A 25,427-nucleotide genomic window follows, 5' to 3' on the forward strand; every position below is an offset into this window, starting at 1 on the left:
GCCCGGCGTGCCCATCGTGCCACGATGAGCACAGGCCGACGGCGGCCCGGTCGTCGGTACCGGAGCCGAGGGTGGGCTGATGCCGGTGGACGACAAGACGGCCGTGCGCGCCACTGCCGTGATCGTGCTGATCCTGCTGGCTGTCACCGGTTTACGTGGCTACCTGCCCGAACTCGGGCGCACCGGGCAGCCCGACGAGCCTTCGGAAGCCGGGTCGGGCAGCCTGGTTGCGCTCGTCGTGATGCTGACGGTGTCCATGACCGTCATCGCGATCGCGGTCCTCGCTCAGCCGGCCCGGCGTCCGGCCGCGCCGGCCGACGGCGCTCCGCGTCGAGAACTCCGCGCACCCGGGACCGCAATGCGGTGGCGCCCGCTGCTGTTCGCCGCGGCCGCACTGCTGCTGTGGTCGTTGGTGATCCTGATTCTGATGCGGTGGGTGCCGGCGGTGACCGTCGACGACGCGGCGGGGACCTCGGCGCCGTCGGGCGCCGACGGTCGTGGCGACCCGGAGCGGGCTCGGCCCGCAGATGACGGTGACGCCCCCGTCGTGCTCGCCGTGCTCACCGGTGTGACTGTCGCGTTGATCGTCACGTCGGCCGCCACGACGCTGCTCGGACGCCGGCGCGCGCCGGCGGTGCCGGAGCAGTCAGCGGACCCCGGCGACGCCGCGCCCGCGCCGGTGCTCGACCTGGCCCGGGCCACCGAGCGGGGGCTGGCAGAGGTGGGCGACCTGAGCCGCGATCCGCGGCAGGCGATCATCGCCTGCTACCTGGCGATGGAACGTGAGCTGGAGAAGTCCCCCGGCACCGTCCCGCAGGACTCCGACACCCCAGCCGAAGTGCTGGCCCGGGCCGTGCAACGGCGGGTGCTGCCCGCAGACAGCGCCACCCGGCTGGTGGAACTGTTCGAAGAGGCGCGGTTCAGTCCGCACGTCATGGACGAAAGCCATCGCTGCGATGCGGTCGCCGCGCTTCGCCTGGTGCAGAGCGAGCTGCGATGGGCGGCGACGTGAGGAAGGTCGTGGTCTGCGGGGTGTTGGTGATCCTCGCTGTGCAGCTGTTGGCGGTGACCCAGTTCGACGGCGAAGCCGTGCTGGGTCTGACCGGCGCTGCGCTGGCGTGTGCGCTGATCGCGGCCCGGACCCGCCTTGATCCGCGGCAGGACGACACGACCGAATCGGTCACCGACGACGCCGATGAGGCACTGCGCCGGTGGTTGTTGCGCACCGAGACGCTGATCTCATGGGCGGAGTCGTCGCGGGCAGACTGGGACCGCCGGCTGCGCCCGATGCTGGCCCGGCAGTTCGAACTCGCCGCGGGCCACCGAAAGTCGAAGGACCCGAGGATGTTCGAGGCCACCGGTCGCATGCTGTTCGGTGACGAGCTGTGGCAGTGGGTGGACCCGGACAACATCGCCCGCGACGGCCACGGGCAGCCCGGGCCCGGCCGGGCCACCCTCGACGACATCCTGCAGCGACTGGAACGGCTGTGACCACTGCAGCGGTGACCACCGCACAGTGTGAGGCGGTGCTCGACGAGATCGGCCGCGCCGTCGTCGGGAAACGCCACGCGCTCCACCTCATTCTGGTCACCGTGCTCGCCCGCGGCCATGTGCTGGTGGAGGATCTGCCCGGCCTGGGCAAGACGCTGATCGCCAAATCGTTCGCCGCCGCGCTGGGCCTGGAGTTCACCCGGGTGCAGTTCACCCCCGATCTGCTGCCCGCCGATCTCCTCGGTTCGACGATCTACGACATGCAGTCCGGACGCTTCGAATTCCGCCGCGGTCCGATCTTCACGAACCTGCTGCTCGGTGACGAGATCAACCGCACCCCGCCGAAGACCCAGGCCGCACTGCTGGAGGCGATGGCCGAACACCAGGTCAGCGTCGACGGTGTGACACACCGGCTGCCCGAGCCGTTCCTGGTGCTGGCGACGGACAACCCGATCGAGTACGAGGGCACGTATCCGCTGCCCGAGGCGCAGCTGGACAGGTTCGCGATCAGGCTGGAACTGCGGTATCTCAGTGAGACCGAGGAGACCGCGATGTTGCGGCGCCGCCTCGACCGCGGGTCTGCGCCGGTGACGGTGCGGCAGGTTGTCGACGCCGGGGGTCTGTATGCCATGCAGGAGTCGGTCGAGCAGGTCAGCGTCCACGACGACGTGCTCGGTTACGTCGTCGCGTTGGCGGCCGCGAGCAGGCAGCACCCCCAGGTGGCGGTGGGGGCGAGCCCGCGCGCCGAGCTGGATCTGGTGCAACTGGCGCGGGCGCGGGCGCTGCTGCTCGGGCGCGACTACGTCATCCCGGAGGACGTCAAGGCGCTGGCGGTGCCCGCGTGGGCGCACCGCATCAGCCTCCGGCCCGAAATGTGGGTCCGGCGGGTTCAGGGCGCCGACGTGGTGGAGGAGCTGCTGCGCCGCACCCCGGTGCCCCGCGCCCGGGGGGCTTCCCAGTGACCGTCGAAATGCGTTGGCGGGCAGCGCCGTTGACCCGATCACTGGCCACCTGCGTGGCGGCAGCCCTGGTGGCCGCACTGGTCACCGGCCGGTGGGAGTTGGTGGCGTTCGCCGCTCCGCTGCTCGGCGTGCTGTGCTCGGTCGGCAGGCAGGCGGCGGTGCCGGTGGTGACCCTGCACGCGGATCCCGTCATCCAGCGGTGCTTCGAGGGCGAACGGATTCGCCTGACCGTGTCGGCCTGTGCGGACGACGGCAGCGCTGTCGCCCTGAGCGCGGTGCGGGATACCGGCCTGGACGTCGACGAGATCGGCGCGGCCGATGCCACGGGTCTGGTGCTGTCCGTCAGCGCGTCGCGCTGGGGGCGCTATCCGGTGAAAGTCACACTGCGGGTGAGCGCCCGGGGTGGTCTGCTGGAGGGGGTGGGTACCGCCGCCGCCGCGCAGGTGTGCGTATTTCCCATGGCGCCAACGCAATCCATCGCGATTCCGCGTACCGATCTGCTCGACCGGCTCGGCACCCACCTGACCCGTCACCGCGGCCCCGGTGTCGAGTTCGCCGACGTCCGGCCCTACCTGCCCGGTGACCAGTTGCGCACCGTCAACTGGCCGGTCAGCGCCAGTCGGGGTGCGCTGCACGTCACCGAACGGCTGACCGACCGGGCCGCCGATGTGGTGGTTCTCGTCGACACCTACCCGCAACCTCCCGGTCCGGCCACCGCCGCCACCGAGCGCACCGCGCGCGGCGCCGCCCAGGTGGTGCAGAGCGCGCTGCGATACGGGGACCGGGCCGGACTCGTCGCGCTCGGCGGCCGCGAGACCCGTTGGCTGGGAGCCGATATCGGGCAGCGACAGTTCTACCGGATACTCGACACGATGCTCGGCGCGTCAGACACCTTCGAAACCGCTCCCGGCACCCTGGCCCCACGTCCCGCGCTCCCCACGGCAGCGATCGTCATCGCGTTCTCCACGATGCTGGCCACCGAGTTCGCCCTGGCCCTGATCGATCTGCGCAAGCGCGGTCATCCCGTGCTCGCCGTCGACGTCCTCGACGGCAGCCCGGTCGAGGGTGACCACGACCCACTGGTGCACCGGATGTGGGCGATGCAACGGTCGTTCATGTACCGCGACATGGCGACCGTCGGGGTGGACATCGTGGCGTGGCCGGCCGCCGTCACACTGGACCAGGCGATGGCTGCGGTCCCGGCCCGGGGACGACGACGGTGACCGCCGGTATCGGGAAAGTCTTGACGACCACGATGTTCGGCCTGCTGATGGTGGCGGCGGCGGCCGGCGGCGGCGGACGGGGATCGGACGGTGCTGCGGCCCTGGTCTCGGTGGTCTCGGTGGTCTCGGTGGCCTCGGTGGTGGCGGTGATCGCCTCGGTATGGTGGCGCCGCGCGGCCACCGGGGCGGTGTTGGCGTCGGTGATCACCGTCGTCCTGGCCACCCCCGATCCGATGTGCACTGTGCTCGCCGGGCTGGCCGCCACCGCCTATCTCGTGCTGCGGCACTCCGATCCGACAGTCCCGTCGATGTCGTTCGCGGTGGGGTTCGCCGCGGTCGGAGCCGTGGCCGTGCTGGTGCCTGTCCAGATAGCGTGGCTGCCGCTGGTGGCGCCGGTGGCGCTGTTCACCGCTTATCTGTTGGCGCTGCAGCCCCTGCTGCCGCGCACCCGCTGAGCCATGCCGTCCGCCGGACGCTAGGGGCCTGCGTCCGCCCGCTCGGTGACCGTCTCGTCGGCCCGGATGAACGACATCAGCCGGGGAGCGGCGCGGGTCAACGGCCAGGTGACCACACCGGTCAGCAGCGTCAGCGCGCTCTGGGCCATCGACGGCGGCACATGGTCGGGGTCCATCAGATCGTTCTCCGCGAAAGGACTCTCGTCGGCTGCCACCATCGTCTCGGTGAACTTGCGCAGCGACCGTCCGGTCCCGCGCAGCGCATCGATCGCCGCGAGGAACGAGCCGCGGCGCAGCACTTCGCGCTGAAAATCCGGCAGCGGCACACCGAGATGTTCGGCCGCCAGATCGTCGCGGGTGTCGACGATGTGCCGTCGCACGTCGGCGCCGCCCTCGGAAGGTGCCTCCAGCGCGACATCGCACTCGCTGTCGAATCCCAACGAGCGGTTGTTGAGATTCGACGAGCCGATCCGCAGCAGCCGGTCGTCGATCACCATGACTTTGGCGTGCACATACACCGACGTCCCGCCCTTGATCGCCGGCCAGTACACGCCCAGGCGGCCGAACCGGTCGGCGTCCCACAACGTGTGCAGCAGACGCTCGCGGGCGCTGTCCATCGACTCCTGTTCCAGGCGGCTCTCGGAACTGCGGGGCAGCACGATCACCACTTCGGGTCCGTCCGGCTCGCGTAGCCGCTCGGCGAGCGCCTCGGCCAGGCTGCGGGCGGCCAGGTACTGGTTCTCCAGGTAGATGACGTGGCGTGCGGCGGCGATGGCCGCGAGGTTCAACGCCTCCACCTCCCGGACCTCGCTGCGCTGCGGCAGCGCCGGCAGGGTGCGGGCGATACCCACCTCGACGTCACACAGCGCGGCAGGCAGCCGCTCGGGCCAGATCGGCTCACGCGCCGAAACCGGCGGCAAGGTCTGACCGGTGGCAGCCTGCCATCGGTCACGGGCCTGCGCGGCGAGCACCCGCGCCGCGGCGCCGTTCACCGCCGCCGCGACCTCGTGTCGCGGACCGTAGGGCTGCCCCGAGGTCTGGCGGCCCGGTGCCGCGGGAAGGTGAGCGCGGGTGTCCCAGCGGCCGACGGTCAGATCGATACCCCCGCAGAACGCGATCTCGTCGTCGACGACCACGATCTTCTGGTGATGCACCGCTCCGGTGGGGCGCGCCCCGTCGACCGCGAAATGCATACGGTGCGAGGTGATCTGATTGAGCAGCGTCACCGGGGTGACACCGAACCAGAAGCCGTCGAAGGCGGGGAGCAGCCGCAGATTGGATTTGAGCAGGTACACCTGCAGATGCCGGCGGCCCCACAACAGCCAGTGCAGGAACAACCCGAGGTGATTGGGCCCGGCCAGCGTCGGCGCGACGGGTTCGAACGCGGTGCGGGAATCGAGGTCCCACCCGATCAGCATGATCCGGTGTTCGGCGCGCAACATCGCGATCTTGACCAGGGCCAGGTAGTCGGCTCCGTCGATGACCGGCGCGTACCGGTCGGCCCGGGCAGTCTGCCAGCACGTCGATCCGGGTACCAGGAGCCGGTCGGGGGCCCCGGCGGGGGCGTACTGCGACTCGTCTGACATCACTCGCCTTCGACGCTCACCTTCGACCGGTCGACGGGGGCACCCTTCGCCCCGTCGACCGGTCACCTCATGCACCGTGGCACGGCCACAGGACCGGAACCCGATGTCGCGAGCCTATGCCGTCGCCACATGGCGCGCCGCCGACCGGGATGACGGCCTGCTGACGGACCCGGCGCCCGGCTGGCGCGGGCGCTCAGGCGACGGTGCGCCGGAACTCGCTGGGGTTCACACCCCGGACCCGCTTGAACGCCGCGCTGAACGCGAAGGCGTCCGAGTAGCCGACCGTGCGCGCGACCTCGGCGACGGTCGCAGTCCGGCGCCTGCGCATCAGATCCACGGCCAGCGTCATACGCCATGCGGTGAGGTAGGTCAGGGGCGGCTCGCCGACGAGGTCGGTGAACCGTTTCGCCAGCGTCGAGCGCGACACCCCGGTGCGCTCGGCCAGCAGGGAAACCGTCCACGCAGCCGCGGGTTCGGCGTGCAGCAGACTCAGCGCGGCGCCGACGACCGGGTCACGCTGTGCGGTCCACCAGGCCGGGGGTTCACCGTGGGGTCGGTCGAACCACTCGCGCAGAGTACAGACCAGCATCCAGTCCAGCAGCCGGTCGAGCACCACCTGCTGGCCGGGGATGTCGAGCGCGACCTCGGCGGCGAGGTGGTCCAGGACGGCGTCGCCGGTTCCGCCGCCGGCCACACGCAGCAGCGGCGGCAGTGCGTCCAGCAGGCGCCTGCTGATCTCGCCGCCCACCGGATACGCGCCGACGATCAGCGTGGTCGCGCCGGTGTCGTCCTGCCGGTCCCGCCGGTGATCGGGGGCCGACAGGTCGTTCCAACCCAACCGGTGGCGGGTGCCACCCTGATCCGGCGTCGAACAGAACTCCCCACACGCGACCGGTTGGGCTCGGGTGTCGATCGCATCGACGAAAGTGAACGTCGCGGGACCCTTCACGACGACGGTGTCGCGGGCTCGCAGCGGTTCGGGTTCGCCGTGCTCCGGCACGATCCAGCCGTCGCCGTCGAGCACGGTGCACAGGGTCAGTGGGGCTCCGTCGACGAAGTGCAGCGCCCAGGGCGGTGTCAGTGTCGAGGCGCCGAACAACGACCCGTGTGCACGCAGTCCTCGACACAGGTCACCGAAGACATCCACCCCGACAGGTTAGACGATCACCGAGGGAAAACCGCTGTTGTCCACCTATTCGTCCGAGCGTGACGACGCGGTGATATGCGCCGGATCCGATTACCGGCCCGGACATCGGGAACACCATGGGTGAAACGGTCGGCTACGACAGTGGAGAGCGCTACCACAGTGCAGAAACCTACGACAGTGCAGAAAGCGCAAAGCGCGGAGATACCCGGGGCGCGGCACGACCCCCCGGTGCTGCTGTACGACGGCGTCTGCGGATTCTGCAACGGCGCCGTCCAGACCATCCTGCGACTGGACCGGCGCGGGGATCTGCGATTCGCTGCCCTGGACAGTGATTTCGCCAAGGCGGTGATCGACCGGCATCCGGCGCTCGCCGGCGTCGACTCCGTGGTCTTCGTCGACGATCCGGGCGGTCCGACCGAGCAGGTGTCGGTCAAATCCGCCGCGGCCCTGCGCGTCACGGACTACCTCGGTGGTCCCTGGCGGGTGCTGTTGGCGGCGCGAGTGATCCCGGCGCCGGTGCGCGACCGTCTCTACGACGGCTTCGCCCGGATCCGGTACCGGGTATTCGGCACCCGCGACACCTGCCCCATCCCCGAACCGCACGTGCGGGCCCGCTTCATGGGTTGACGGCCGGCCCTCAGGCGGTGCCGATCAGGACCGGATCAGTTCCGGATGTGCCGGATCAGTTCCGGATGTGCCGGATCAGTTCCAGATGTGTACGCGCCGTTCCGGTTCCAGGTAGAGCTCGTCGTTCGGTCCGACCCCGAACGCCTCGTAGAACGCATCCATGTTGCGGATGACGCCGTTGCAGCGGAATTCCGGAGGTGAGTGTGGGTCCACCGCCAGACGCCGGATCGCCTCCGCCTCACGCGATTTGGTGCGCCACACCTGAGCCCAGCCGTAGAAGACCCGCTGCTCCCCGGTCAGCCCGTCGATCACCGGGGCCGGCCGGCCCTGCAGCGAGAGCCGGTAGGCCAGCAACGCGATCGACAGACCACCGAGATCGCCGATGTTCTCCCCGACGGTGAACGCACCGTTCACGTGATGAGTACCGTCCAGCCCGCGCGGCACGAATTCCTGATACTGGTCGATCAATGCCGTTGTGCGCTTGCCGAACTCGGCCCGATCCTGGTCGGTCCACCAGTCCACGAGATTGCCGTCGCCGTCGTACTTGGCGCCCTGATCGTCGAACCCATGTCCGATCTCGTGCCCGATCACCGCCCCGATGCCCCCGTAGTTGGCGGCGTCGTCGGCGTCGGCGTCGAAGAACGGCGGCTGCAGAATCGCTGCCGGGAACACGATCTCGTTCATGCCGGGGTTGTAGTACGCGTTGACGGTCTGCGGTGTCATGAACCACTCGTCGCGGTCCACCGGTCCGCCGAGCTTGGCCAGCTCGCGGTCGTACTCCAGCGCGTAGCCGCGCCGGTAGTTGCCGTACAGATCGTCGCGGGCGATCTCCAACGCCGAATAATCCCGCCACTTGTTCGGGTAGCCGATCTTCGGGGTGAACTTGTCGAGCTTGACCAGCGCCTTCTGCCGGGTCTCCGGGGTCATCCAGTCCAATGAGTTGATGCTGACCCGGTAGGCCTCCCTCAGGTTGGCGACCAGCTCGTCGATGCGCGCCTTGGCCTGCGGCGGGAAATGCCGTTGGACGTACAGGCGGCCGAGCGCCTCACCCATCAGACTCTCTACCACCGAAACCCCGCGCTTCCAGCGCTCGCGGATCGCCTCGGTGCCCGAGAGTTTGCGGCCGTAGAACGAGAAGTCTTCGGCGATCAACTCATCGGTGAGCAACGAAGCCCTGGAATGGATCACCCGCCAGCGCAACCAGTTCTTCCATTCCTGCAGGCTGTGCCCGGCCCACAGCCGCGCGAACGCGGTCAGGAAGTCCGGCTGGCGCACCACCATCTCGGCGGCCTGCTCGGGCCCGGCGCCCAGGCCGGCCAGCCACCCCGCCCAGTCGAAGCCCGGCGCCTGCTCGGCCACCTCGGTGAAGGTGCGCAGGTTGTAGGTCAGGTCGGCGTCGCGGCGCTTGACCACGTCCCAGTGTGCCGCTGCGATCTCGGACTCCAACGCCACGATCGCGGATGCGGTCGCCCGGTGATCCGCGGTCGCATCTGCCTCGACCAGGCCCAGCATCGCCGCGATGTGCCCGGGGTAGGCCGCCAGGATCTCCGCGTGCTGCCCGTCGCGGAAATAGGACTCGTCGGGCAGCCCGATCCCGGACTGCGTCAGGTGCAGCAGGTAGCGGGTGGAGTCCTTGGAGTCGGTGTCGACGTACACACCGGTGCCGCCGCCGACGCCGGTGCGCTGCAGCGCACCCATCACCCGGGCCAGTTCCTCCGGCGTCGCGGCCCCGTCCACCGTCGCCAGCTCGTCGAGCAGCGGCTGAAGCCCCCGCGTGCGGACGGTGTCCTCGTCCATGAAGCTGGCGAACAGATCGCCGATGCGCTGCTCATCGGTGCCGTGCGGGGCGCCGGATGTCGCGGCCTCGTCGATCAGGTCGCGGATCTGCTCCTCGGCGCGGTCGTAAAGGGTGCGAAAGGCGCCGTCGGTGGCCCGGTCCGGCGGGATCTGATATTCGGCGAGCCAGCGTCCGTTCACGTGACCGAAGAGATCGTCCTGGGGGCGAGCCTGGGTGTCGACGTAGCGCAGGTCGATCCCTGAGACCGCGCCCGAGGAGGATGCGGATGCGGATTCCGGGGATGGGGATGAGGTCGAGGATGTCGCTTCTACCGTCACCCCGACATCCTTCCAGAAACGTGCCGGTACCCTCACGCGCATGCCCGATGACGAGCAGCTTTCCGATCAGCGACCGACCGACGCCGCGGTGTTCAGCGCGTTCGGCGTCGCATCGGCGGTCCTCGGGGTGCTGGCCGTCGTCGCGGTCGTGTCGGCGACCCTGATCTGGATCGGCCATCGTGACGACACCGAAGAGCTGAGGTACCGGACGCAGGTACTGCAGACCGCCGCCGAGTGGACCGATGTGCTGATCAACATGAACGCCGACAGCGTCGATGCCGATATGACGACGCTGCACGAGGGCACCGTCGGGCAGCTCAACGTCGACTTCGAGACCGCCGTCGAGCCCTACCGCAAGCTGGTGCAGACGCTGCAGTCCCGCACCACCGGCCAGATCGACTCGGTGGCGATCGAGACCATCCACCACCCGCGGCCGGGGGAGACGCCGGACCCCGACGGGGATCTGGAGGGTTTCGCATCGCGCACCGACAGCGTGCTGGTCGTCGCGACGTCGGTCTCGGAGAACGCCGGCACCGACACGCCGCGGACAGTGCGGTGGAACCTGCGTCTGGACGTCGCCGACGTCGACGGCAGGCTGGCCGTGTCCCGGTTGGAGTCGATCCGATGAGGAACCGGCTGCGTGTCCTGGCGTTCGACCTGCTGGCGCCGCTGGCGGCGGTGGCCGCGTTGGTGTACATCGGCCTCGCGCTGCAGTGGCCGCTGTGGTGGGTGTCGGTGTGCTCGGTGTTGTGTCTGCTCGTGGTTCAGGGGATGGCCGTCAACGGCGTGCTCGCGCGCCGGGACGGGGTCACCGTCGGAACCGATGACGACGGTCCTGTGTTGCGGCTGGCGGTCATCGCGGTCACCACGGCCGCGTTGGTGGCCGCCGTGGTGGTCGGGTACACCCAGTGGACGCGGCCCGACCGCGCGTTGCGCGCCGACAGTGCCGAGGTGGCAGGTATCGCCAGCAGCGTGGCCGAGGCGTCGGCGACGTTCACGCCGCAAGACCCCACGGCGTCGATCGACCGTGCCGCCGGCCTGATGTCGACCGCGAGCGCCGAACGGTTCAGGAACGAATTCGCGGCCGTGGCGGAGGACCTCGCAAGCCGAAATGTCTCGGCGCAGGCGAATACGGTCTCTGCCGGTGTCGAGGCCATCGGACCGGACGCGGCCAGCGTCGCAGTGCTCCTGCGAGGCACTCAGAGCGTCCCCGGACGGCAGCCCGACACCGCGGTACTGGCGCTGCGGGTGGCGCTGTCGAAGTCCGATGGCCGCTGGATCGTCGAGGACGTCTCGCCGATCCATTCCCGTTAGGGGCGCTGTGCCGAGTCGAGCAGTGCCGTGACCAGCTCGGCGGGGTGGCTGAGCGCGACGAGGTGACCGCCGGGGACCACCTGAACCTCCAGGCCGAGGCGCTCGCGCACCACCCGGCGTTGGAAGTCCAGCGGGAACAACCGGTCCTGCTCGCCGACCAGCACCCTGGTCGCGACCTCGGGCCAGTCGGGCAGTGGCCACGGTTCGAGGAACGGCGTGTCGGACTGGTCGGGTTCGGGCCGGCGCAGCGCCTCCGCCCGAACTTCGGCGGGCACATCGTGGAAGAAGTCCTCGACGAAGTCGAACTCTGTTCTGTCGAGCCCGATCTCACGGAAGTACTCGATCTGGGCCGGCTTCTGACCGGTGTTCTCCCACCACTGCCCCCCGGATTCACCGGGCTTGGGCACCATCGGATTGACCAGCACCAGCGATTCGGTGGGCAACCGTTCGGCCACGATCGGCGCGGTCATCGCCCCCATCGACTGACCGACCACCGTCAACGGTCCGGCCGTTTCCATCGCGGCGACCGAGGCGACGTCGGCGTAGGTCAGCAGGTCGGCGTCGACATCGTCGGCGGGCAGATCCACCGCGATCGCCTCGACGCCGGCGGCTTCGAGAAGCTCCACCACCCGGTGCCAGTACCACGCGCTGCCGCCGGCACCGGGGATCAGCAGATAGGCCATCGGGATCAGTCGCCGCTGCGCTGGGCGCGCATCTTGGCGAACCGCTCCGAGAGCCGGCCCATCCGGATCATCAACGACGCCGGCGGGCTGGTGCTGCCCCGCAGGTAGGCGGCGAAGTCGTCGGCGGGAACGCCGATGCGGGAGGCGAACTCGTGTTCGCCCAGGCCGGACCGATCCAGTAACAGGTGCACGTGCCGGGCGACCTCGGCACACTCGTTGGCCTCGAGGTGTTCGCGGGTGCGGGTCAGCACCTCCGACATCGCCCGCGACACACCGTAGGGCCGGGCCGTCTCCAGCACCTCTTCGACCTGACGCGCCGTTCTGCCGAACGGGTCGCGTTTGATCGCCACCACGATGCGCTGCCACACGGCGAGATCGTCGTTCTCCAAGGCGGCTCGGATCGCGGCGGTCGGCCAGAACTCCACCGGCCGGTCGTCGGCGGGCGGGGCCGCGCGGCGGCCCGCGCCGCGTACCTCGGGCATCTCAGGAGCCACCATCACCTCGTCTCCTCCAGCATGGCCACTGCCACCGAGAGGCAGCGTTGCCTGACCTTGGCCCACTCGGCCTCCTCCTCGGCCCCGGCCGCGGCGAGATCCGGCCCGTCCGACGGCACCGGCTCGGCCAACCGCCGCACCAGCTGAGTGGCTACCCAGTGGCCCGCGCGGGCTGGTTGCCCAGCGTAATACCGGTCCATGCCGCTGAGCACATCAGCTGCGGTGTCGACGTCCATGGAATCCACCAGTTCGGCGAGTTCCCGATAATCGCGGGCGCTGTTGCGCTGCATGACCAGGAAGCTCTTGAGCCGCAGCGTCTCGGCACCGGTCGGGATCTGCAGCCGGTCGCCGGTGGGAAGCAGCACGTTCGTCGTCTCCATCGGGCTGATCCGCTCCATCTGCGCCGGCCCGCCGGCCCGTTCCGCCTGCGCCGGCCCGCCCGCCTGTTCCGCCTGCGCCGGCCCGCCGGCCCGCTCGTAGGCGAGGGCGTCCAGCGCCACATCGAGCCGGCCGCGCCACATCGTCACCGGATGCTTGGGTAGCTTGACCGCGACGGTCTTGCCGTGGGCCCGGTTGCTGACGGCCGCGGTGATCCGCTCGTCGCGCCCGACCCGGCCCCCGATCTTCGCGCAGGGTTGGCAACCGCTGAAAGCCAGCGGGTCGGCTACTGTGATTGATTGTGGCGCAAGTGTTTTCAGTTTGGCGGCGGACTTGACGACGGTGCGCAGATCCGCACCCGTCGGGGCCAGCGCCGAGATGTCGTCGGGGATGATCACCAGATCGCCGATGTCGGCCTTCGGTAGCGGCTTCTCGAAGTCGACCGACGGCAGAATGCGGTCCAGCCAGCGCGGCAACCACCAGTTCCATTCGTCGAACATGGCCATCAACGCGGGCACCAGCACCAGGCGCACGATGGTGGCGTCCACCGCGATGGCCACCGCGCACGCGACGCCCAGCTGCGCCACCAGCGGCATGCCGGCGAAGGCGAAGCCGATGAACACCGCGATCATGATCAGCGCGGCACTGGTGATGGTGCGCGCGCTGGTCGACACGCCGTAGGCGACGGCATCGCGGGTGTTGCCGGTCTGCAGGAACCGTTCCCGGATCCGGGTCAGCAGGAAGATCTCGTAATCCATCGACAGCCCGAACGTCAACGCCAGCACCAACGGCGGGATCGTGCTGTCCAGGGAGGGAAGCTGTTTGAAGCCCAGGTCGGTGAGCCAGCCCCACTGGAAGACCACGACCAGGGAGCCGTAGGCCGCGCCGACCGACAGCACGGTCATCAGCACGCCCTTGAACGCCAGGAAGACCGACCGGATGGCGATCAGCAGCATCACGAAGGCGATCAGTGCCACGAACACGAAGACCAACGGCTGGGTCTCGGAAACCCGATCATCGAAATCGTTGATCAGCGCGGTCGGGCCGCCCACATCGACGCGCGCGGTGTCGCCGACGACCTCGGGCAGTTGTGCGCGCATCCAGTCCACCGTGTCGCGGGCACTGAGATCCTCCGGGTCGACCGACAGCACGGCCGACAGCAGGACGCTGCGGTAGTTGTTGCCGAAAACCGGGGGGGACACCGACACCGTGTGCGGTGCCTCGGTCATCTTCTCGCGGACCTCGGCCAGCAGCGGTTCCTTCGCCGGCGCCGAGGCGGCGTTGCCCTCGGGGAAGGTGATCAAGACCCGGACCGGCCCCAGCGCGCCGGGACCGAGCGCTTCGGCGGCCGCGTTGACCCCGCCACGGATCTCATGGGTCGGGTCGAACTGGCGTTGCATGCTGTTGCCCAACACCATCGAGAACGCAGGCGCGGCGAGGATGAGCAGCAGCACCGAGGCCGCCAGCGCCGACAGCCACGGCCTGCGCATCACCCCGCCGACCCAGCGGGTCCAGAACCTGGACTGGGTGGCCTCCGCGCGCCGGCCCCACTGCAGATAGGACGACCGTCGGGCGGCCCGGCGGCCGAAGGTGGCGAGCACCGCCGGGGTCAGGGTCGTCGACGTCAGCACCGCGATCGCGACGGCCAGGATCGCTCCGGTGGCCATCGACTCCAGCACCGGGGTGTTGATCAGATAGATGCCGGTGACCGAGGCGATCACGGTGAGACCCGACAGCACCACCGCCAGACCCGACGTCGCCATCGCGGCGTCGGCGGCGTCCTCGGGTTCTCGTCCGGCCCGCAACTCCTCCCGGAACCGCATCAGGATGAACAGCGAGTAGTCGATGGCCACCGCGATGCCGAACATGGACACCGTCGAGGTGACGAACACCGACATCGTGGTGTGCATGGACAGCACGAAGACCACACCCATCGTCACCACGACGGTGCAAAGTCCGAGCAGCAGCGGCATCGCCGCCGCCGCCAGCGATCCGAACACCGCGAGCAGGATGATCAGGACGATCGGGAAGTTCCACTTCTCGGCTTGCGCGACGTCGTGTTTGGTGGCCAGCGTCGCCGCTGCGCCCAGCGCGCCCTGACCGATGACGTAGAGCCGGACCTTGCCGTTCTCCATCTCGCCCGGTTCGTAACCGTCGATGCCGACCTTCTCGCGCAACTGTTTGGCGATGTCGACAGCGCCGGTGTTCTCAAAGTCCAGTTGCAGCGTGATGACATAGGGCCGGTCCGGGGCGGGCGCGGGTTGCTGCGGTGTGGGTACCACGGTCACGCTCGGCACCTCGGCCGCCAGCCGTTCCAGGTGGGCGACGGCGTCGTTCATATCGTCGAACGAGGCATCCGGCCGCGGGGCGGCCACCAGGGCCAACGGCGAGGCACCCTGGTCGGGGAACTGGTCCTCAAGCTGCCGCTGGACGTAGAGCGACTGGGAACCCTGGACTTCGAACCCGCCGCCAGTCAGGTTGCCGGACTGGTTCACCGCCAACCAAATCGAGGGCGCCAGCAGGAGCAGCCAGACCAGAAAGACCGCCCAGCGGAATCTGCGCAGGTTGCTGCTCACGCGCATCATGAACTGCTGGATCGGAACTCCCCACTTTCTCCCCGGGTGCTGCTAGCGGAAGGGTACAGCAGGATTCTGCAGGTCTGCCGGGCTCAAATGAGCTGCCAGAAATGCCTCATGCAGCTCTAATACGCGCAGCTTGGGGTCGTGGATTCGGCAGCCCGGCCGAACCGATGGCAGTATGGCGATGGTCAAACACTGGCGTCGGGGACCCTCTGCTCATCATCGCAGCATGTTTGCGAAGCACGTCACGTGTTAGCGAACTGTTAGGAGTTCGTCATGCATCTGCCCAGGAAATTCGACGCCGCCGCGGTCGGGATCGGCGCCGCCACAGTGCTCGCCGCGACAGCGATCGCCGCGACAGTGCTCGCCCCGGCGGCCGTCGCGGCCCCGGACCCGTGCGCGGCCAGCGAAGTCGCCAGGACCGTCGCAGAGGTCGCCACCTACACCGGCAATTACCTGGAGGCCAACCCGGAGGCCAATCGGGCGATCACCACCATCTCCCAGCGGGAGGCCGGGCCGCAGTCGATCGCGGCACTCAAGACCTATTTCGACGCCAACCCGCAGGTGGCCTCGGATCTGCAGCGGTTGCAGCAGCCGCTGGTGGCGTTGTCGGGCACATGCAAACTCCCCGTGACGTTGCCGCAGGTGTTCGGGTTGATGCAGGCCGCCCAGCAGGGTCCGGCGCTGCCGGTGTCACAGAACGTCGCGGCCCCGATCGCAGGTTGATCGGCCCGCCGTTCCTGCGGACTTTCTCATGATCGGTTAACCGCTAGGCAAGAAAGTGGGCGCGGGTTCTGCTTAGCTTTCTAGGATGGTCTCGACCGGCCACCGACATAGGTCGGTCCACCTCTGAAGAAGGAGCCTTCATGTTGTTCTCGGCCCCAGCTGTGCGCCGCGCGGTCGCGGGTGCGCTTGGCGCAGGCGCGGTCTCCGGCGGGATGCTGTTCGGCGTCTTGCCCGCCGCTTCGGCCCAGCCCGCACCCCCGCCGCCGAACTGCTCGGCGGCTGATTTCGCCGGGGTGGCCTCCGGGGTGTCGGCGGCATCGTCGGCGTACCTGTTCACCCACCCCGAGGTGAACGACTTCTTCAGCGGCTTGCACGGTATGCCGCACGAGCAGATCCGTACCGAGGTTGCCGAATACCTAGAGGTCCACCCCCAGGTCAGTGCGGAACTGCGTGGCATCCGCCAGCCGCTGGCTGACATCAAACATCGGTGCGGGTTCACCCCCGAGGACCCCGACGGCCCGAACTTCCCGTAACGCCGGTGCGGGACAGGGTGGATACTCCGCCCGCTCGTGGGGGGGAGCTGTCCGCCCAGGACGGCGCGGGTCGGACGGTGTTGATGGTCGACGACGACCCGGACGTACGGACCTCGGTTGCCCGCGGTCTGCGGCATTCGGGGTTCGACGTCAGGGTCGCCGCGACCGGTAAAGAGGCGCTTCGGCTGCTGTCCAGCGAAGCGCACGACGCGTTGGTGCTCGACGTGCAGATGCCCGAACTCGACGGCGTGGCGGTGGTCACCGCGTTGCGGGCGCTCGGCAATGACATCCCGATCTGCGTGTTGTCGGCGCGCGACACCGTCAACGACAGGATCGCCGGGCTCGAGGCGGGTGCCGACGATTACCTGACCAAACCGTTCGACCTCGGGGAGCTGGTCGCCCGGCTGCACGCATTGCTGCGCCGCGCGCACCATTCCGACCCCACCTCGGACACCATGACGGTGGGTTCGCTGACCATCGACACCGCGCGCCGGTTGGTGTTCGTGGCGGGCGAGCGGGTCGAGCTGACCAAGCGCGAATTCGACCTGTTGGCCGCGCTCGCCGAGAACGCGGGCGTGGTGTTGAGCAGGCAACGGCTGCTCGAGCTCGTCTGGGGCTACGACTTCGACGTCGACACCAACGTCGCCGACGTGTTCGTCTCCTATCTGCGCCGCAAGTTGGAGCGCGACAACCTGCCACGCGTCATACACACAGTGCGCGGCATCGGGTATGTGCTGCGGGAAGAGCCGTGACCGGCGCAGCGGGAGATCTCTTCGGGCAGGCGCGCAGGGGCACGTCGCAGAGGCACGTGGTCCGCTGAACCGCCCGAGACTTCCGAGATTTCTCCGATCGGCGTCCCTGCGGACCAGGGTGGCCGTCGCTGCGGCGGCCGCCGCGGCCGCGGTGGTGGCCGCGTTCACCATCCTCACCTCGCTCGTCCTGGCGAGCAACGACGAAGCTCAGCTCGATCGCCGTCTCGACGCGATCGTCGACGCCAGCGTCTTTCCCGACCAGCTCTCCGATCCGCGCCGCGGTGTCCTGCAGACCGGCCGGTCGCGGTCGACCGGTCAGGTGGTGTTCCAACGCGGCTTCCAGCTGCCCCCGCTCCCCCCGGGAACCGAGACCGTGATGGTGAACGGGGTCGAGTACCGGGTGCGCACCCTGCCGGTCCCCCAGGAGGGCGGGGTGCTGATGTCCATCGGTATCCGGGCCGACAGCATCCTGTTGAGCCGGGCCAGGATTCCGCTGTACATCGGTGTCGGCGTGGGCACCGTGCTGCTCGCCGGTGTGCTCGGCTGGCTGTTGGCGGGCCCGGCGATCCGGCCGCTGCGCAAACTCACCGAGCACACCAAGCGGTTACACGACGGCAGCGAGCAGATCCCGGCGGTGCATGGGGTGCGGGAAGCCGAGGATCTGTCCGAGGCGATGAGCGCGATGCTCGACCGGCTGGCCGCCGCGCAGCTGGCCACCACGAACTCGCTGCAGGCCGCCCAGGATTTCGCCGCGAACGCCGCTCATGAGTTACGCACCCCGTTGACCGCGATGCGCGCCGACCTCGACACGCTGCGGATCCACAATCTGCCCGAGGACGAACGCGATGAGGTGGTCGCCGACCTGTCGCGCGCGCAGCGCCGCGTGGAAGGCATCATCACCGCGCTGGGTCAGCTCGCATCCGGGCAGCTGGCCCAGGTCGAGGACCGCGAGGTCATCATCGTCACCGATCTGCTCGATCGGGTCGCACGCGAGAACATGCGGGTCCGGCGGGACGTGCAGATCGACATCGAAGCGGCCGACGATCTGGGCACCGTGCTGGGATGGCCCGGCGGTCTGCGCCTCGCGGTGGACAACCTGGTGCGTAACGCCATCACCCACGGCCAGGCCACCCGCATCGTGCTGGCCGCCCGCCGCAGCGGCGATGTAGTGACCTTCACCGTCGACGACAACGGTCACGGCCTGCCCGCCGAGGAACATCAGGCGGTGCTGGGCCGGTTCTCCCGTGGGAGCAATGCCGCCCCGGGCGGGTCGGGTCTCGGATTGGCGCTCGTCGCCCAGCAGGCGGCGTTGCACGGTGGGACCATCACGCTGTCCGACGGTCCGCTCGGTGGTCTGCGTGCGACCCTGACGGTGTCGAGTGAGCCTGAGCCACCAGGGGATTGGGACTCATGAGCGGTGCGCGGCGCGCCGCGCCGACACCTGCGCCGCGGCGCGCCAGCCGAGCAGCAGCACCGCCGTGGTCACCGATGCCACCACGATGAAACTGGCGGCGGTGCCCTGAGAGGTGGCTCTGCGCAGCAGCATCGCGATCACCACCGTCGCCGCCCACACCACCAGACCGGTGGGAACCAGTGCCGTCGGCCGCCGCCAGCCGCCGGCCAGCAGCCACCCGGCGGCGGTACCGGTGAGGAACGGCCAGGCGGTCTCGGCGACACCGGTGACCGTCAGCCCTTCGGCATGGCTACGCCGACCGATCACGCAGAACACCACGACGCATCCGAGGTCGATGGCCAGGGCGCGCAGCGCCGGCCCGGCGGACCGGGACTCGGTGGTCGGTTCGATCGTCACCTGGCCAGGCTAGCGATCGGGGCGATCAGGCGGCGCACCGGATTTTTCGTCCGGTGGATGAGAGGCTTCCGGGTCCGGGCTGAACAGCGGTGGGGTTTCGGCGCGGTCCGGCATCGGGGCAGCGGAGTCGGGGTCGAGATGGCTCTCGGTGCGGAACATGAAGAAGAACACCACCCACCCGATCGCGGCGATGAAGATCCAGCTGATGAGGCGGTAGATCAGCATCGCCGAGATCGCCGACGCCAGTGACATCCCGCTGGACACCAGCCCGGGTACCAGGACGGCCTCGACCACCAGCAGGCCGCCGGGCATCAGCGGGATGGAGCCGACGGCGCGCGCAGCCGCGTAGGCGACCATCACCCCCGCCACCGAGGGGTGGCCGCCGGTGGCGTAGCAGGCGAACAGCAGGCACGCGACGTCGGCAATCCAGTTGAACAGCGACCAGCCGAAAGCCGTCCCGAGAGCGCGGCGGCTCAGCTGCACCGCCTCCAGCTGGGCCAGGATCTCGCGCCATTTCGCCAGGCCGGTTTCGGGCGGCTTGTTCCGCACCGAGTTCACCCACGTCAGCACCCGCACGCCGATTCCGTCGATGAGTTCCGGGCGGGTCGCCACCGCCTGGGCCAACAGGATCAATGCCAGGAATCCGCCGAGGGAGAAGATCAGCGACAGCGGGTTCTCGCTCGCGCCGAGCAGGAACGCTCCGCCGAGGCCGAGCAGCGCCAGCCCGATCACCTGCAGCACACCGCTCATGACGAGCTGCCACGACGCGATCAGCGGGGAGGCACCCCAGAGCCGCTGCTGGCGGTAGATGAAGGTGGCCGACAGCACCGGACCGCCCGGCATCGTGGTGGACAACGCGTTGCCCGCGTAGAAGGCCGCCTCGGAGCGCCACTGGTGCACGATGACGCCCGCCGAGCGCAGTAGGGTGCGCTGGATCTGGGCGAAGCTGTGCATCGATGCCATGGCCGCGCCCGCCGCGGCCAGCACCCACCACCAGTTCGCCGACACCAGGCTCTTCCACGCCTTGGCGAGCTGATCGCGCACCAGCGCCAGTTCGACCGCCAGCACGATGACGGCGAGCGCGATGAGCGCCCAGCGCAGCCACCAGTACTTACCGCGAGTCCGCTCGGGCTCGGCGGGCCCGGTGTGCGCGTCGCTCGCGGGGGCGTCGTGAGACACGCCCTACAGGGTAAGCCGCGAAAAGGCCGAAACTGCAGATCCGGGGCACGCACTGGCGGGGCCGTTACGCTACCGGAATGTCAGCCGGTCCGTCCTTCGACACCTTCGCCGACGCTTCGGTGGCACCGCTGGTCCGTAAGGCCGCGGCCTGGTCGTGGCGGCTGCTGGTGATCCTGGCCGCCGTCGTCGCGCTGCTGTGGGTCGTGCTGCAGTTGGAGATCCTCGTCGTTCCCGTCGCGCTGGCTACCATCCTGGCCGCGCTGCTGCTTCCCGTGGTCGACTTCCTGGACCGTCGCGGCGCCCCGAGGGGCGGCGCGGTCGCGCTGGTTCTGTTGACCGGTTTCGCCTTGTTCGGCGGCCTGCTGGCGTTCGTCGTCAACCAATTCATCGAAGGGGCACCGGAATTGGTGACCCAGGTGTCGACGAGCATCGAAGGCCTGGGTCGGTGGCTGACGGACGGGCCGCTCGGGGTCAGTCCGGCGCAGATCAACGAGGCACGCGATGCGGCGATCGAGGCGCTACGCAGCAATCAGGAGAAGCTGACCAGTGGGGCGCTGTCGACGGCCGGCACCGTGACCGAGATCGTCACCGGTGCGCTGCTGGTGCTGTTCACGCTGATCTTCCTGCTGCACGGGGGACGCAACATCTTCGGATTCGTCACCAAGGTGTTTCCGGGACATGTGCGCGACCGGGTGCGCGATGCGGGCCGCGCAGGCTTCCGATCGTTGATCGGGTACGTGCGCGCGACGTTTCTGGTGGCGGCCGTCGATGCCATCGGTATCGGGGTGGGGCTGGCCATCATGGGAATCCCGCTGGCGCTCCCGCTGGCGTCGCTGGTGTTCCTGGGCGCGTTCGTACCGCTTGTCGGTGCGGTGGTGACGGGATTCTTGGCGGTCATCGTCGCGCTCATCGCCAAGGGCTGGATCTACGGGCTGATCACCCTCGGTTTGATCATCGCGGTGCAGCAACTGGAAGGTCACGTGCTGCAGCCGCTGGTGATGGGACGTGCGGTGGCCATCCATCCGTTGGCGATCGTGTTGGCGATCGCAGGCGGTGCCGTGCTCGCCGGCATCGTGGGCGCGCTGCTGGCCGTGCCGGCGCTGGCGTTCCTCAACAGCGCTCTGCGGGTCCTGCTCGCCGAGGATCCGGCTGCCGAAGAGGCCGCCATGGAGGCCGAGGACGATGCGTTGATCAACGCCGAACCTGATGACGTCGACGTAGCACGGGAGTAGGTTCTCGCCTCCTTGGCACGGCCCGCCCCCGGGTGAGCAACTGGCCCAGCCCCCGGCGTGCAGAGCCCAGCCCCCGGCCGAGCCCAGCCCGGCGTGCCCAGCCGCTCCAGCCACTCCTGTGGGCCCAGCCGCCAAGCCCGGGGATCGTCGAGTCCGACCGATCCGCTTCTTGCAGGCAGTTACTCGCACTTTCCCTGCACAACGTAGATCCGTGGGGTGCGTGCGACCATTCGCGACCACCAGGGACCACCAGGGACCGTCGCGACCACCAGGGACCGTCGCGACCACCAGGGACCACCAGGGACCGTCGCGACCACCAGGTACCGTCGGGACCACCAGGGGCCTCGGGACCGGCTGGCCCACCCGCAGACGCAGCTACAGCCGGCCCTCGCGGCGTAGCAGATCCTGAGCACTCAGCCCGCCGCCACCACGTCGCGACGTGTCGTCGTCGGGCCGGGTGTTGAGCTTCTCCGTCGCCGCCTCGGTGTCCGGCTTGCGCTGTGCCGGAATCGCCCGGGTGGCCGCATCGTCGGCATCGTCCTGTGCCGGGATCGCCGTGGTCGGCGGTGCCGGGATCGCCGTGGTCGGCTCGTGAGCTCCGCCGGCGTCGGGCATGGCCCGCGTCGGCTCGGCGGACGGGCGTGGCGGCTGCGCCGGAGCGGAACCGCCCCCGCGCAGGTCGCCCAACCACGACTCGATCTCGCGTTCGTCACGCGCCGGTGGGGGCGCAGCAGGCTTCTCGGTCGCGCGCTGGGCCGCCGCGGCGGCGCTGCTGACCGCGTTGCGAACCGCGTTCTTCGCGATCGACAGCCGGGTGGTCTGCGGCTCCTCCTCGGCCGGCGCCGGCGGGCGGGGCGGCGCGCTGGGCAGGCGGGTGGTGCCCGCCGCGGACGGGTCACCTGCCCGAGGTGGGGCGGTCATCCGCGTTGTCGCCAGCGGGCGCGCTGCCGGGGCCGGGTGGGTCGGATCGTGCGGCGGCATCGGCCGCGGCGGCACAGTCACCGGTGGACCACCGGCGCCCACCAGCGCCTCGGCGGGTGCGGGGCTCTCGCGAACGGTCGGACGCTTGCGCTCATCGGGTAGCTCGGTCTCGCCGAGGCCCATCTTCTCCTGGACGCGCTTCATCCAGCGCGGCGCCCACCAGCAGTCGTCGCCGAGCAACTTCATGATCGCCGGCACCAGGAACATTCGGATGATCGTGGCGTCCAGCAGCAGCGCGATCAGCAGCCCGAAGGCGAGGTACTTCATCATCACCAGGTCGGAGAACACGAACGCCCCGGCGACCACGGCAAGGACCAGTGCCGCACCCGTGATGAGCCGGCCGGTGGTCGCGGTGCCGATACGGATTGCCTCGGTGGTGGACATCCCGCGTTCGCGGGCCTCCACCATTCGGGAGACCAGGAACACCTCGTAGTCGGTGGACAGGCCCCAGATCACCGCGATGATCAGGCCGATCATCGGCGCCATCAGTGGCTGCGGCGTGTAGTTCATCAGTCCTGAGCCGTGGCCGTCGACGAACATCCAGGTCAGGATCCCCATCGTGGATCCGAGGGTGAGCGCGCTCATCAGCGCCGCCTTGATCGGCAGCACGATCGAGCCGAACGCCAGGAACATCAGAATCGTGGTGGTGATGATCAGCACCGCCACCATCAGCGGCAGCCTGTCGAACAGGCTGTGAATACTGTCCTGTTCCAGGGCAGGCGTACCGCCGACCGAGACCTCCAGACCGCGTGGGGGCTGGATCGATCTGAGTTGTTCGATCTTCTCCGACGCATCGTTGCGGTCGACCAGACCGTTCTGGATCACCCGGACCGACGGATCCTCGGTTCCGCCCTCCTGGACCGAACGCTCCTGCCACATCTTGGTCGGATCGTTGTCCGGATCGGTGAACCCGCTGAAGGTCATCGCCTTCGCCCGGACCTCGGCCAGCTGCTGGTCGGTGACCGGTTCGCCGTCCTGGCGCTCGATCACCAGCGTCAGCGGTTCGGTGCGGAAGCCCGGGAAGCTGCGGTCGAAGTCCTCCTGCGCCTGACGGACCCCGTTGTCGGGAGGCAGGTATTTCTCACTGATGCCGCCGAGCGCCAACCCGCCCAGCGGGATCACCAGCAGAATCATCATGATCAGGATCGGTGCGGCGAATGCGATCGGCCGCTTCATCACGACGTTGACCAGACGACCCCAGAAACCCTTCTCGACCTCGGCGCGGGTCTTGGTCTTCTGGGTCTTTTCCGCCAGCCACTCCAGGTAGACCCGCATCGGCTTCCAATTGCGGAAGAACGGGACCCGCAGCAGCGTGCGCACACCGAGCGCGTCGACATTGCGCCCGAGGATCGCGAACGCTGCCGGCAGCACCGTGACCGACAGGATCGCCGCCAGCATGACCGAGGCGATGATCGCGTACGTGATCGACTTGAGGAAGCCCTGCGGGAACAGCAGCAGGGGCACCGAGGACGCCACCAGGATCACCGCGGAGAACATCACGGTGCGTCCCGAGGTCATCACGGTGCGGCGGACGGCGGCTTCGGTGTCGTAGCCCTCGGCGATCTCCTCGCGGAAGCGGCTCACCATGAACAGGCCGTAGTCGATCGCGATGCCCAGACCCATCAGCGTCACCACCGGCTGGGCGAAGAAGTGCACCGGCATGAACTCGGCGAACAACCGCATGATGCCCAGCGCGCCGGCGATGGTCAAACCACCGATGATCGCAGGCAGCGCCGCAGCGATCACACCGCCGAACACGAAGAACAGGACCACCGCCACCAGCGGGATGGCGGCGACTTCGGCGCGCTTCTGGTCCTCGCCGATCGTTCCGGTGAGTTCACTGGCCAGCGGCTGCAGTCCGGCGAGCTGGATGTTGCCGTCGTTGATCCGCTCCAGGTCGGGTTCGACGGTCTGGTAATTCTTCAGGATCTCGTCGTCGTCGTCACCCTTGAGCGGGATGCTGATGAAGGTCTTCGAGTCGTCCTCGGTCTTCATCTGCTGGACGGTCTCGGCCGTGCTGTCGGGCGCGCGCAACCACCCCACCCAGCTGACAATCTGGTCCGGGTGCTCGGCCACCACGTCGTTCAGCTCACCGGTGACCTTCTCCATCCACGCCGGGTCGGTGACCTTCTCACCGTCCGGTGGAGTGAGGATCGCCACCACATGGCTGGTCCGGTCGCGGCCGTAGGCCTCGTCGGAGACCAGCGACGCATGGACCGATTGGCTGCCTTCGTCGTAAAAACCACTCTGCGTGACGTGCTGTCCCAGGCTGATGCCGTAGACGCCGCCGCCCAGGCACAGTGCGACCATGACACCGATCACTATGTATCGGTACTGGTACACCGTTCGACCCCACCAGGCGAACACCTAATGCTCCTATCGTCACCAAAAAGCTGTGTACATCTCCGTCTTGGCCCCGCGCACGTCGACCCGAGGCTTTAAGTTGTTCTAGACGCGCGAGGTCAGTAGCGACGACAGCGGCCGGAAAGGCTGCAGCCAGGCGCCCTGCTCGGGTAGCGAGTCAAGTCCGATCCGCGGTAACGGCTCCCGGAAGACACCAGGGATGTCCTCCAGGTCGACGAACTCCAAGGTATCCGACGCTAACGCCCAACTGGCATGTTCGCGAAATCCGAGCACCTGCACCTCGATACCGCCGCGGGCGATGTCCTCCAGGGGCAGTTTGAAGGCCTGGCCGTCGGCGGAGGCCACGATCAGGCCCGCCAGGCCCTCGCTGTGCCGCAGCGCGATGTGCGCCAGCATGTCGCTGTCGACGTCGCTGTCCTCGTCGATCTTGGGTTTGGCGAAGACCGCGAAACCCACATTACGCAGCGCTTCCACCCAGGGCCGGACCACATCGGCGCTGCCTGGGGCGATGTTGGTGAATACCGTCGCCTCCGGTTCCAGCGCCACCGGGCGGCCGGCACCGGTGAACTCGGCGGACAGGTCGGCGGTGCGGGACAGCAGCCAGCGTCCCAGCGCGTCGAACCGGGGGCGGTGCGCCGCGGTGGGGCGGCCACCGAGGATGGACCCGAGGCCCATGTCCAGATTCGGCGCGTCCCAGACCAGCAGCACGCGGGCCGAGGCGGCGCTGTCGGCGCCCAGTGTCACCGGCGTCACCGGGTTCGGGTTCTCCGGTACGTCCGCGACGCCGGCCGGGGCC

23 protein-coding genes are annotated in these 25,427 nt (G+C 69.0%); 13 read left to right on the top strand and 10 right to left on the bottom strand.

From position 1 onward, the window contains the following. The first annotated feature begins 79 nt into the window (after positions 1–79). From ACNUDN_RS01200 to ACNUDN_RS01220, 5 genes are read left to right on the top strand one after another with little or no spacing between them, the layout of a single operon-like run. Entirely contained in the window at positions 80–1,012 is a 933-nt protein-coding gene (locus ACNUDN_RS01200) for a DUF4129 domain-containing protein (RefSeq protein ID WP_419120245.1), read from the top strand. Continuing rightward, on the top strand, positions 1,009–1,491 hold the full coding sequence (locus tag ACNUDN_RS01205) for a hypothetical protein (protein WP_419124961.1): 483 nt from the start codon (positions 1,009–1,011) through the stop codon (positions 1,489–1,491). Before ACNUDN_RS01200 ends, ACNUDN_RS01205 begins: the two co-directional genes overlap by 4 nt. Beyond that, positions 1,488–2,453 (top strand): AAA family ATPase, encoded by a 966-nt coding sequence (locus tag ACNUDN_RS01210; protein WP_419120246.1) that lies wholly within the window; start codon positions 1,488–1,490, stop codon positions 2,451–2,453. Before ACNUDN_RS01205 ends, ACNUDN_RS01210 begins: the two co-directional genes overlap by 4 nt. Before the next feature lie 8 nt (positions 2,454–2,461). Next, positions 2,462–3,676 (top strand): DUF58 domain-containing protein, encoded by a 1,215-nt coding sequence (locus ACNUDN_RS01215; RefSeq protein WP_419124962.1) that lies wholly within the window; start codon positions 2,462–2,464, stop codon positions 3,674–3,676. After that, complete coding sequence (locus ACNUDN_RS01220) at positions 3,673–4,131, top strand: hypothetical protein (RefSeq protein ID WP_419120247.1); 459 nt, start codon at positions 3,673–3,675, stop codon at positions 4,129–4,131. The genes ACNUDN_RS01215 and ACNUDN_RS01220 overlap by 4 nt, the downstream gene beginning before the upstream one ends. Before the next feature lie 20 nt (positions 4,132–4,151). Here ACNUDN_RS01220 and ACNUDN_RS01225 read toward each other — a convergent pair whose 3' ends face one another. Both ACNUDN_RS01225 and ACNUDN_RS01230 read right to left on the bottom strand, forming a co-directional pair. Further along, positions 4,152–5,717, bottom strand: coding sequence for a phospholipase D-like domain-containing protein (locus ACNUDN_RS01225; protein WP_419120248.1), 1,566 nt, complete (start codon positions 5,715–5,717; stop codon positions 4,152–4,154). A 193-nt stretch (positions 5,718–5,910) separates the two neighbouring features. Then, positions 5,911–6,864, bottom strand: coding sequence for an AraC family transcriptional regulator (locus tag ACNUDN_RS01230; protein ID WP_419120249.1), 954 nt, complete (start codon positions 6,862–6,864; stop codon positions 5,911–5,913). A gap of 177 nt (positions 6,865–7,041) precedes the next feature. Between ACNUDN_RS01230 and ACNUDN_RS01235 the strand changes: the two genes are divergently transcribed. Then, entirely contained in the window at positions 7,042–7,491 is a 450-nt protein-coding gene (locus ACNUDN_RS01235) for a thiol-disulfide oxidoreductase DCC family protein (RefSeq protein WP_419120250.1), read from the top strand. Between the two features lie 75 nt (positions 7,492–7,566). On the opposite strand, the gene ACNUDN_RS01240 is transcribed toward ACNUDN_RS01235, so the two are convergent. Beyond that, positions 7,567–9,606 carry a M13 family metallopeptidase gene (locus ACNUDN_RS01240; RefSeq protein ID WP_419120251.1) on the bottom strand — a complete coding sequence of 680 codons (2,040 nt, stop codon included), beginning with the start codon at positions 9,604–9,606 and terminating at the stop codon, positions 7,567–7,569. Positions 9,607–9,646: 40 nt separating this feature from the next. Here ACNUDN_RS01240 and ACNUDN_RS01245 point away from each other — a divergent pair, with 40 nt between their 5' ends. Together ACNUDN_RS01245 and ACNUDN_RS01250 are read left to right on the top strand one after the other, a co-directional pair. Continuing rightward, positions 9,647–10,234 (top strand): hypothetical protein, encoded by a 588-nt coding sequence (locus ACNUDN_RS01245; RefSeq protein WP_419120252.1) that lies wholly within the window; start codon positions 9,647–9,649, stop codon positions 10,232–10,234. Continuing rightward, the gene (locus ACNUDN_RS01250; protein WP_419120253.1) at positions 10,231–10,920 is read left to right on the top strand and encodes a hypothetical protein; all 690 of its coding nucleotides are present in this window, start codon (positions 10,231–10,233) and stop codon (positions 10,918–10,920) included. Before ACNUDN_RS01245 ends, ACNUDN_RS01250 begins: the two co-directional genes overlap by 4 nt. On the opposite strand, the gene ACNUDN_RS01255 is transcribed toward ACNUDN_RS01250, so the two are convergent. Genes ACNUDN_RS01255 through ACNUDN_RS01265 form a run of 3 tightly spaced genes read right to left on the bottom strand, consistent with a single transcriptional unit; the run spans position 10,917 to position 15,060 of the window. After that, complete coding sequence (locus ACNUDN_RS01255) at positions 10,917–11,603, bottom strand: alpha/beta fold hydrolase (protein WP_419120254.1); 687 nt, start codon at positions 11,601–11,603, stop codon at positions 10,917–10,919. The genes ACNUDN_RS01250 and ACNUDN_RS01255 overlap by 4 nt on opposite strands. A 5-nt stretch (positions 11,604–11,608) precedes the next feature. Continuing rightward, positions 11,609–12,100, bottom strand: coding sequence for an XRE family transcriptional regulator (locus tag ACNUDN_RS01260; protein ID WP_419124963.1), 492 nt, complete (start codon positions 12,098–12,100; stop codon positions 11,609–11,611). Continuing rightward, positions 12,100–15,060, bottom strand: coding sequence for an MMPL family transporter (locus ACNUDN_RS01265; protein WP_419120255.1), 2,961 nt, complete (start codon positions 15,058–15,060; stop codon positions 12,100–12,102). Before ACNUDN_RS01265 ends, ACNUDN_RS01260 begins: the two co-directional genes overlap by 1 nt. A gap of 270 nt (positions 15,061–15,330) precedes the next feature. On the opposite strand from ACNUDN_RS01265, the gene ACNUDN_RS01270 reads away from it, so the two are divergent. From ACNUDN_RS01270 to ACNUDN_RS01285, 4 genes are all read left to right on the top strand, one after another. Beyond that, positions 15,331–15,780, top strand: a complete 450-nt coding sequence (locus ACNUDN_RS01270; protein WP_419120256.1) for a hemophore — start codon at positions 15,331–15,333, stop codon at positions 15,778–15,780. A gap of 140 nt (positions 15,781–15,920) precedes the next feature. Further along, the gene (locus tag ACNUDN_RS01275; RefSeq protein ID WP_419120257.1) at positions 15,921–16,313 is read left to right on the top strand and encodes a heme-binding protein; all 393 of its coding nucleotides are present in this window, start codon (positions 15,921–15,923) and stop codon (positions 16,311–16,313) included. 83 nt (positions 16,314–16,396) lie between these two features. After that, complete coding sequence (locus ACNUDN_RS01280; protein ID WP_419124964.1) at positions 16,397–17,065, top strand: response regulator transcription factor; 669 nt, start codon at positions 16,397–16,399, stop codon at positions 17,063–17,065. 64 nt (positions 17,066–17,129) lie between these two features. Beyond that, complete coding sequence (locus ACNUDN_RS01285) at positions 17,130–18,479, top strand: sensor histidine kinase (protein ID WP_419124965.1); 1,350 nt, start codon at positions 17,130–17,132, stop codon at positions 18,477–18,479. On the opposite strand, the gene ACNUDN_RS01290 is transcribed toward ACNUDN_RS01285, so the two are convergent. Next, positions 18,474–18,875: a DUF3054 domain-containing protein gene (locus tag ACNUDN_RS01290; protein WP_419120258.1), complete on the bottom strand. Its 402-nt coding sequence runs from the start codon at positions 18,873–18,875 to the stop codon at positions 18,474–18,476. The genes ACNUDN_RS01285 and ACNUDN_RS01290 overlap by 6 nt on opposite strands. Positions 18,876–18,884: 9 nt before the next feature. Continuing rightward, positions 18,885–20,054 carry a lysylphosphatidylglycerol synthase transmembrane domain-containing protein gene (locus ACNUDN_RS01295; RefSeq protein ID WP_419120259.1) on the bottom strand — a complete coding sequence of 390 codons (1,170 nt, stop codon included), beginning with the start codon at positions 20,052–20,054 and terminating at the stop codon, positions 18,885–18,887. A gap of 77 nt (positions 20,055–20,131) precedes the next feature. On the opposite strand from ACNUDN_RS01295, the gene ACNUDN_RS01300 reads away from it, so the two are divergent. Next, complete coding sequence (locus ACNUDN_RS01300; RefSeq protein WP_419120260.1) at positions 20,132–21,286, top strand: AI-2E family transporter; 1,155 nt, start codon at positions 20,132–20,134, stop codon at positions 21,284–21,286. Between the two features lie 375 nt (positions 21,287–21,661). Here the strand turns inward: ACNUDN_RS01300 and mmpL3 are convergent, their stop codons facing one another. Beyond that, positions 21,662–24,634, bottom strand: coding sequence for a trehalose monomycolate exporter MmpL3 (gene mmpL3, locus ACNUDN_RS01305; protein WP_419120261.1), 2,973 nt, complete (start codon positions 24,632–24,634; stop codon positions 21,662–21,664). A gap of 81 nt (positions 24,635–24,715) precedes the next feature. Then, positions 24,716–25,384: an NYN domain-containing protein gene (locus ACNUDN_RS01310; protein ID WP_419124966.1), complete on the bottom strand. Its 669-nt coding sequence runs from the start codon at positions 25,382–25,384 to the stop codon at positions 24,716–24,718. Positions 25,385–25,427: the final 43 nt, after the last annotated feature.

The organism is Mycobacterium sp. smrl_JER01 (genome assembly GCF_048513595.2).
Lineage (GTDB): Bacteria > Actinomycetota > Actinomycetes > Mycobacteriales > Mycobacteriaceae > Mycobacterium.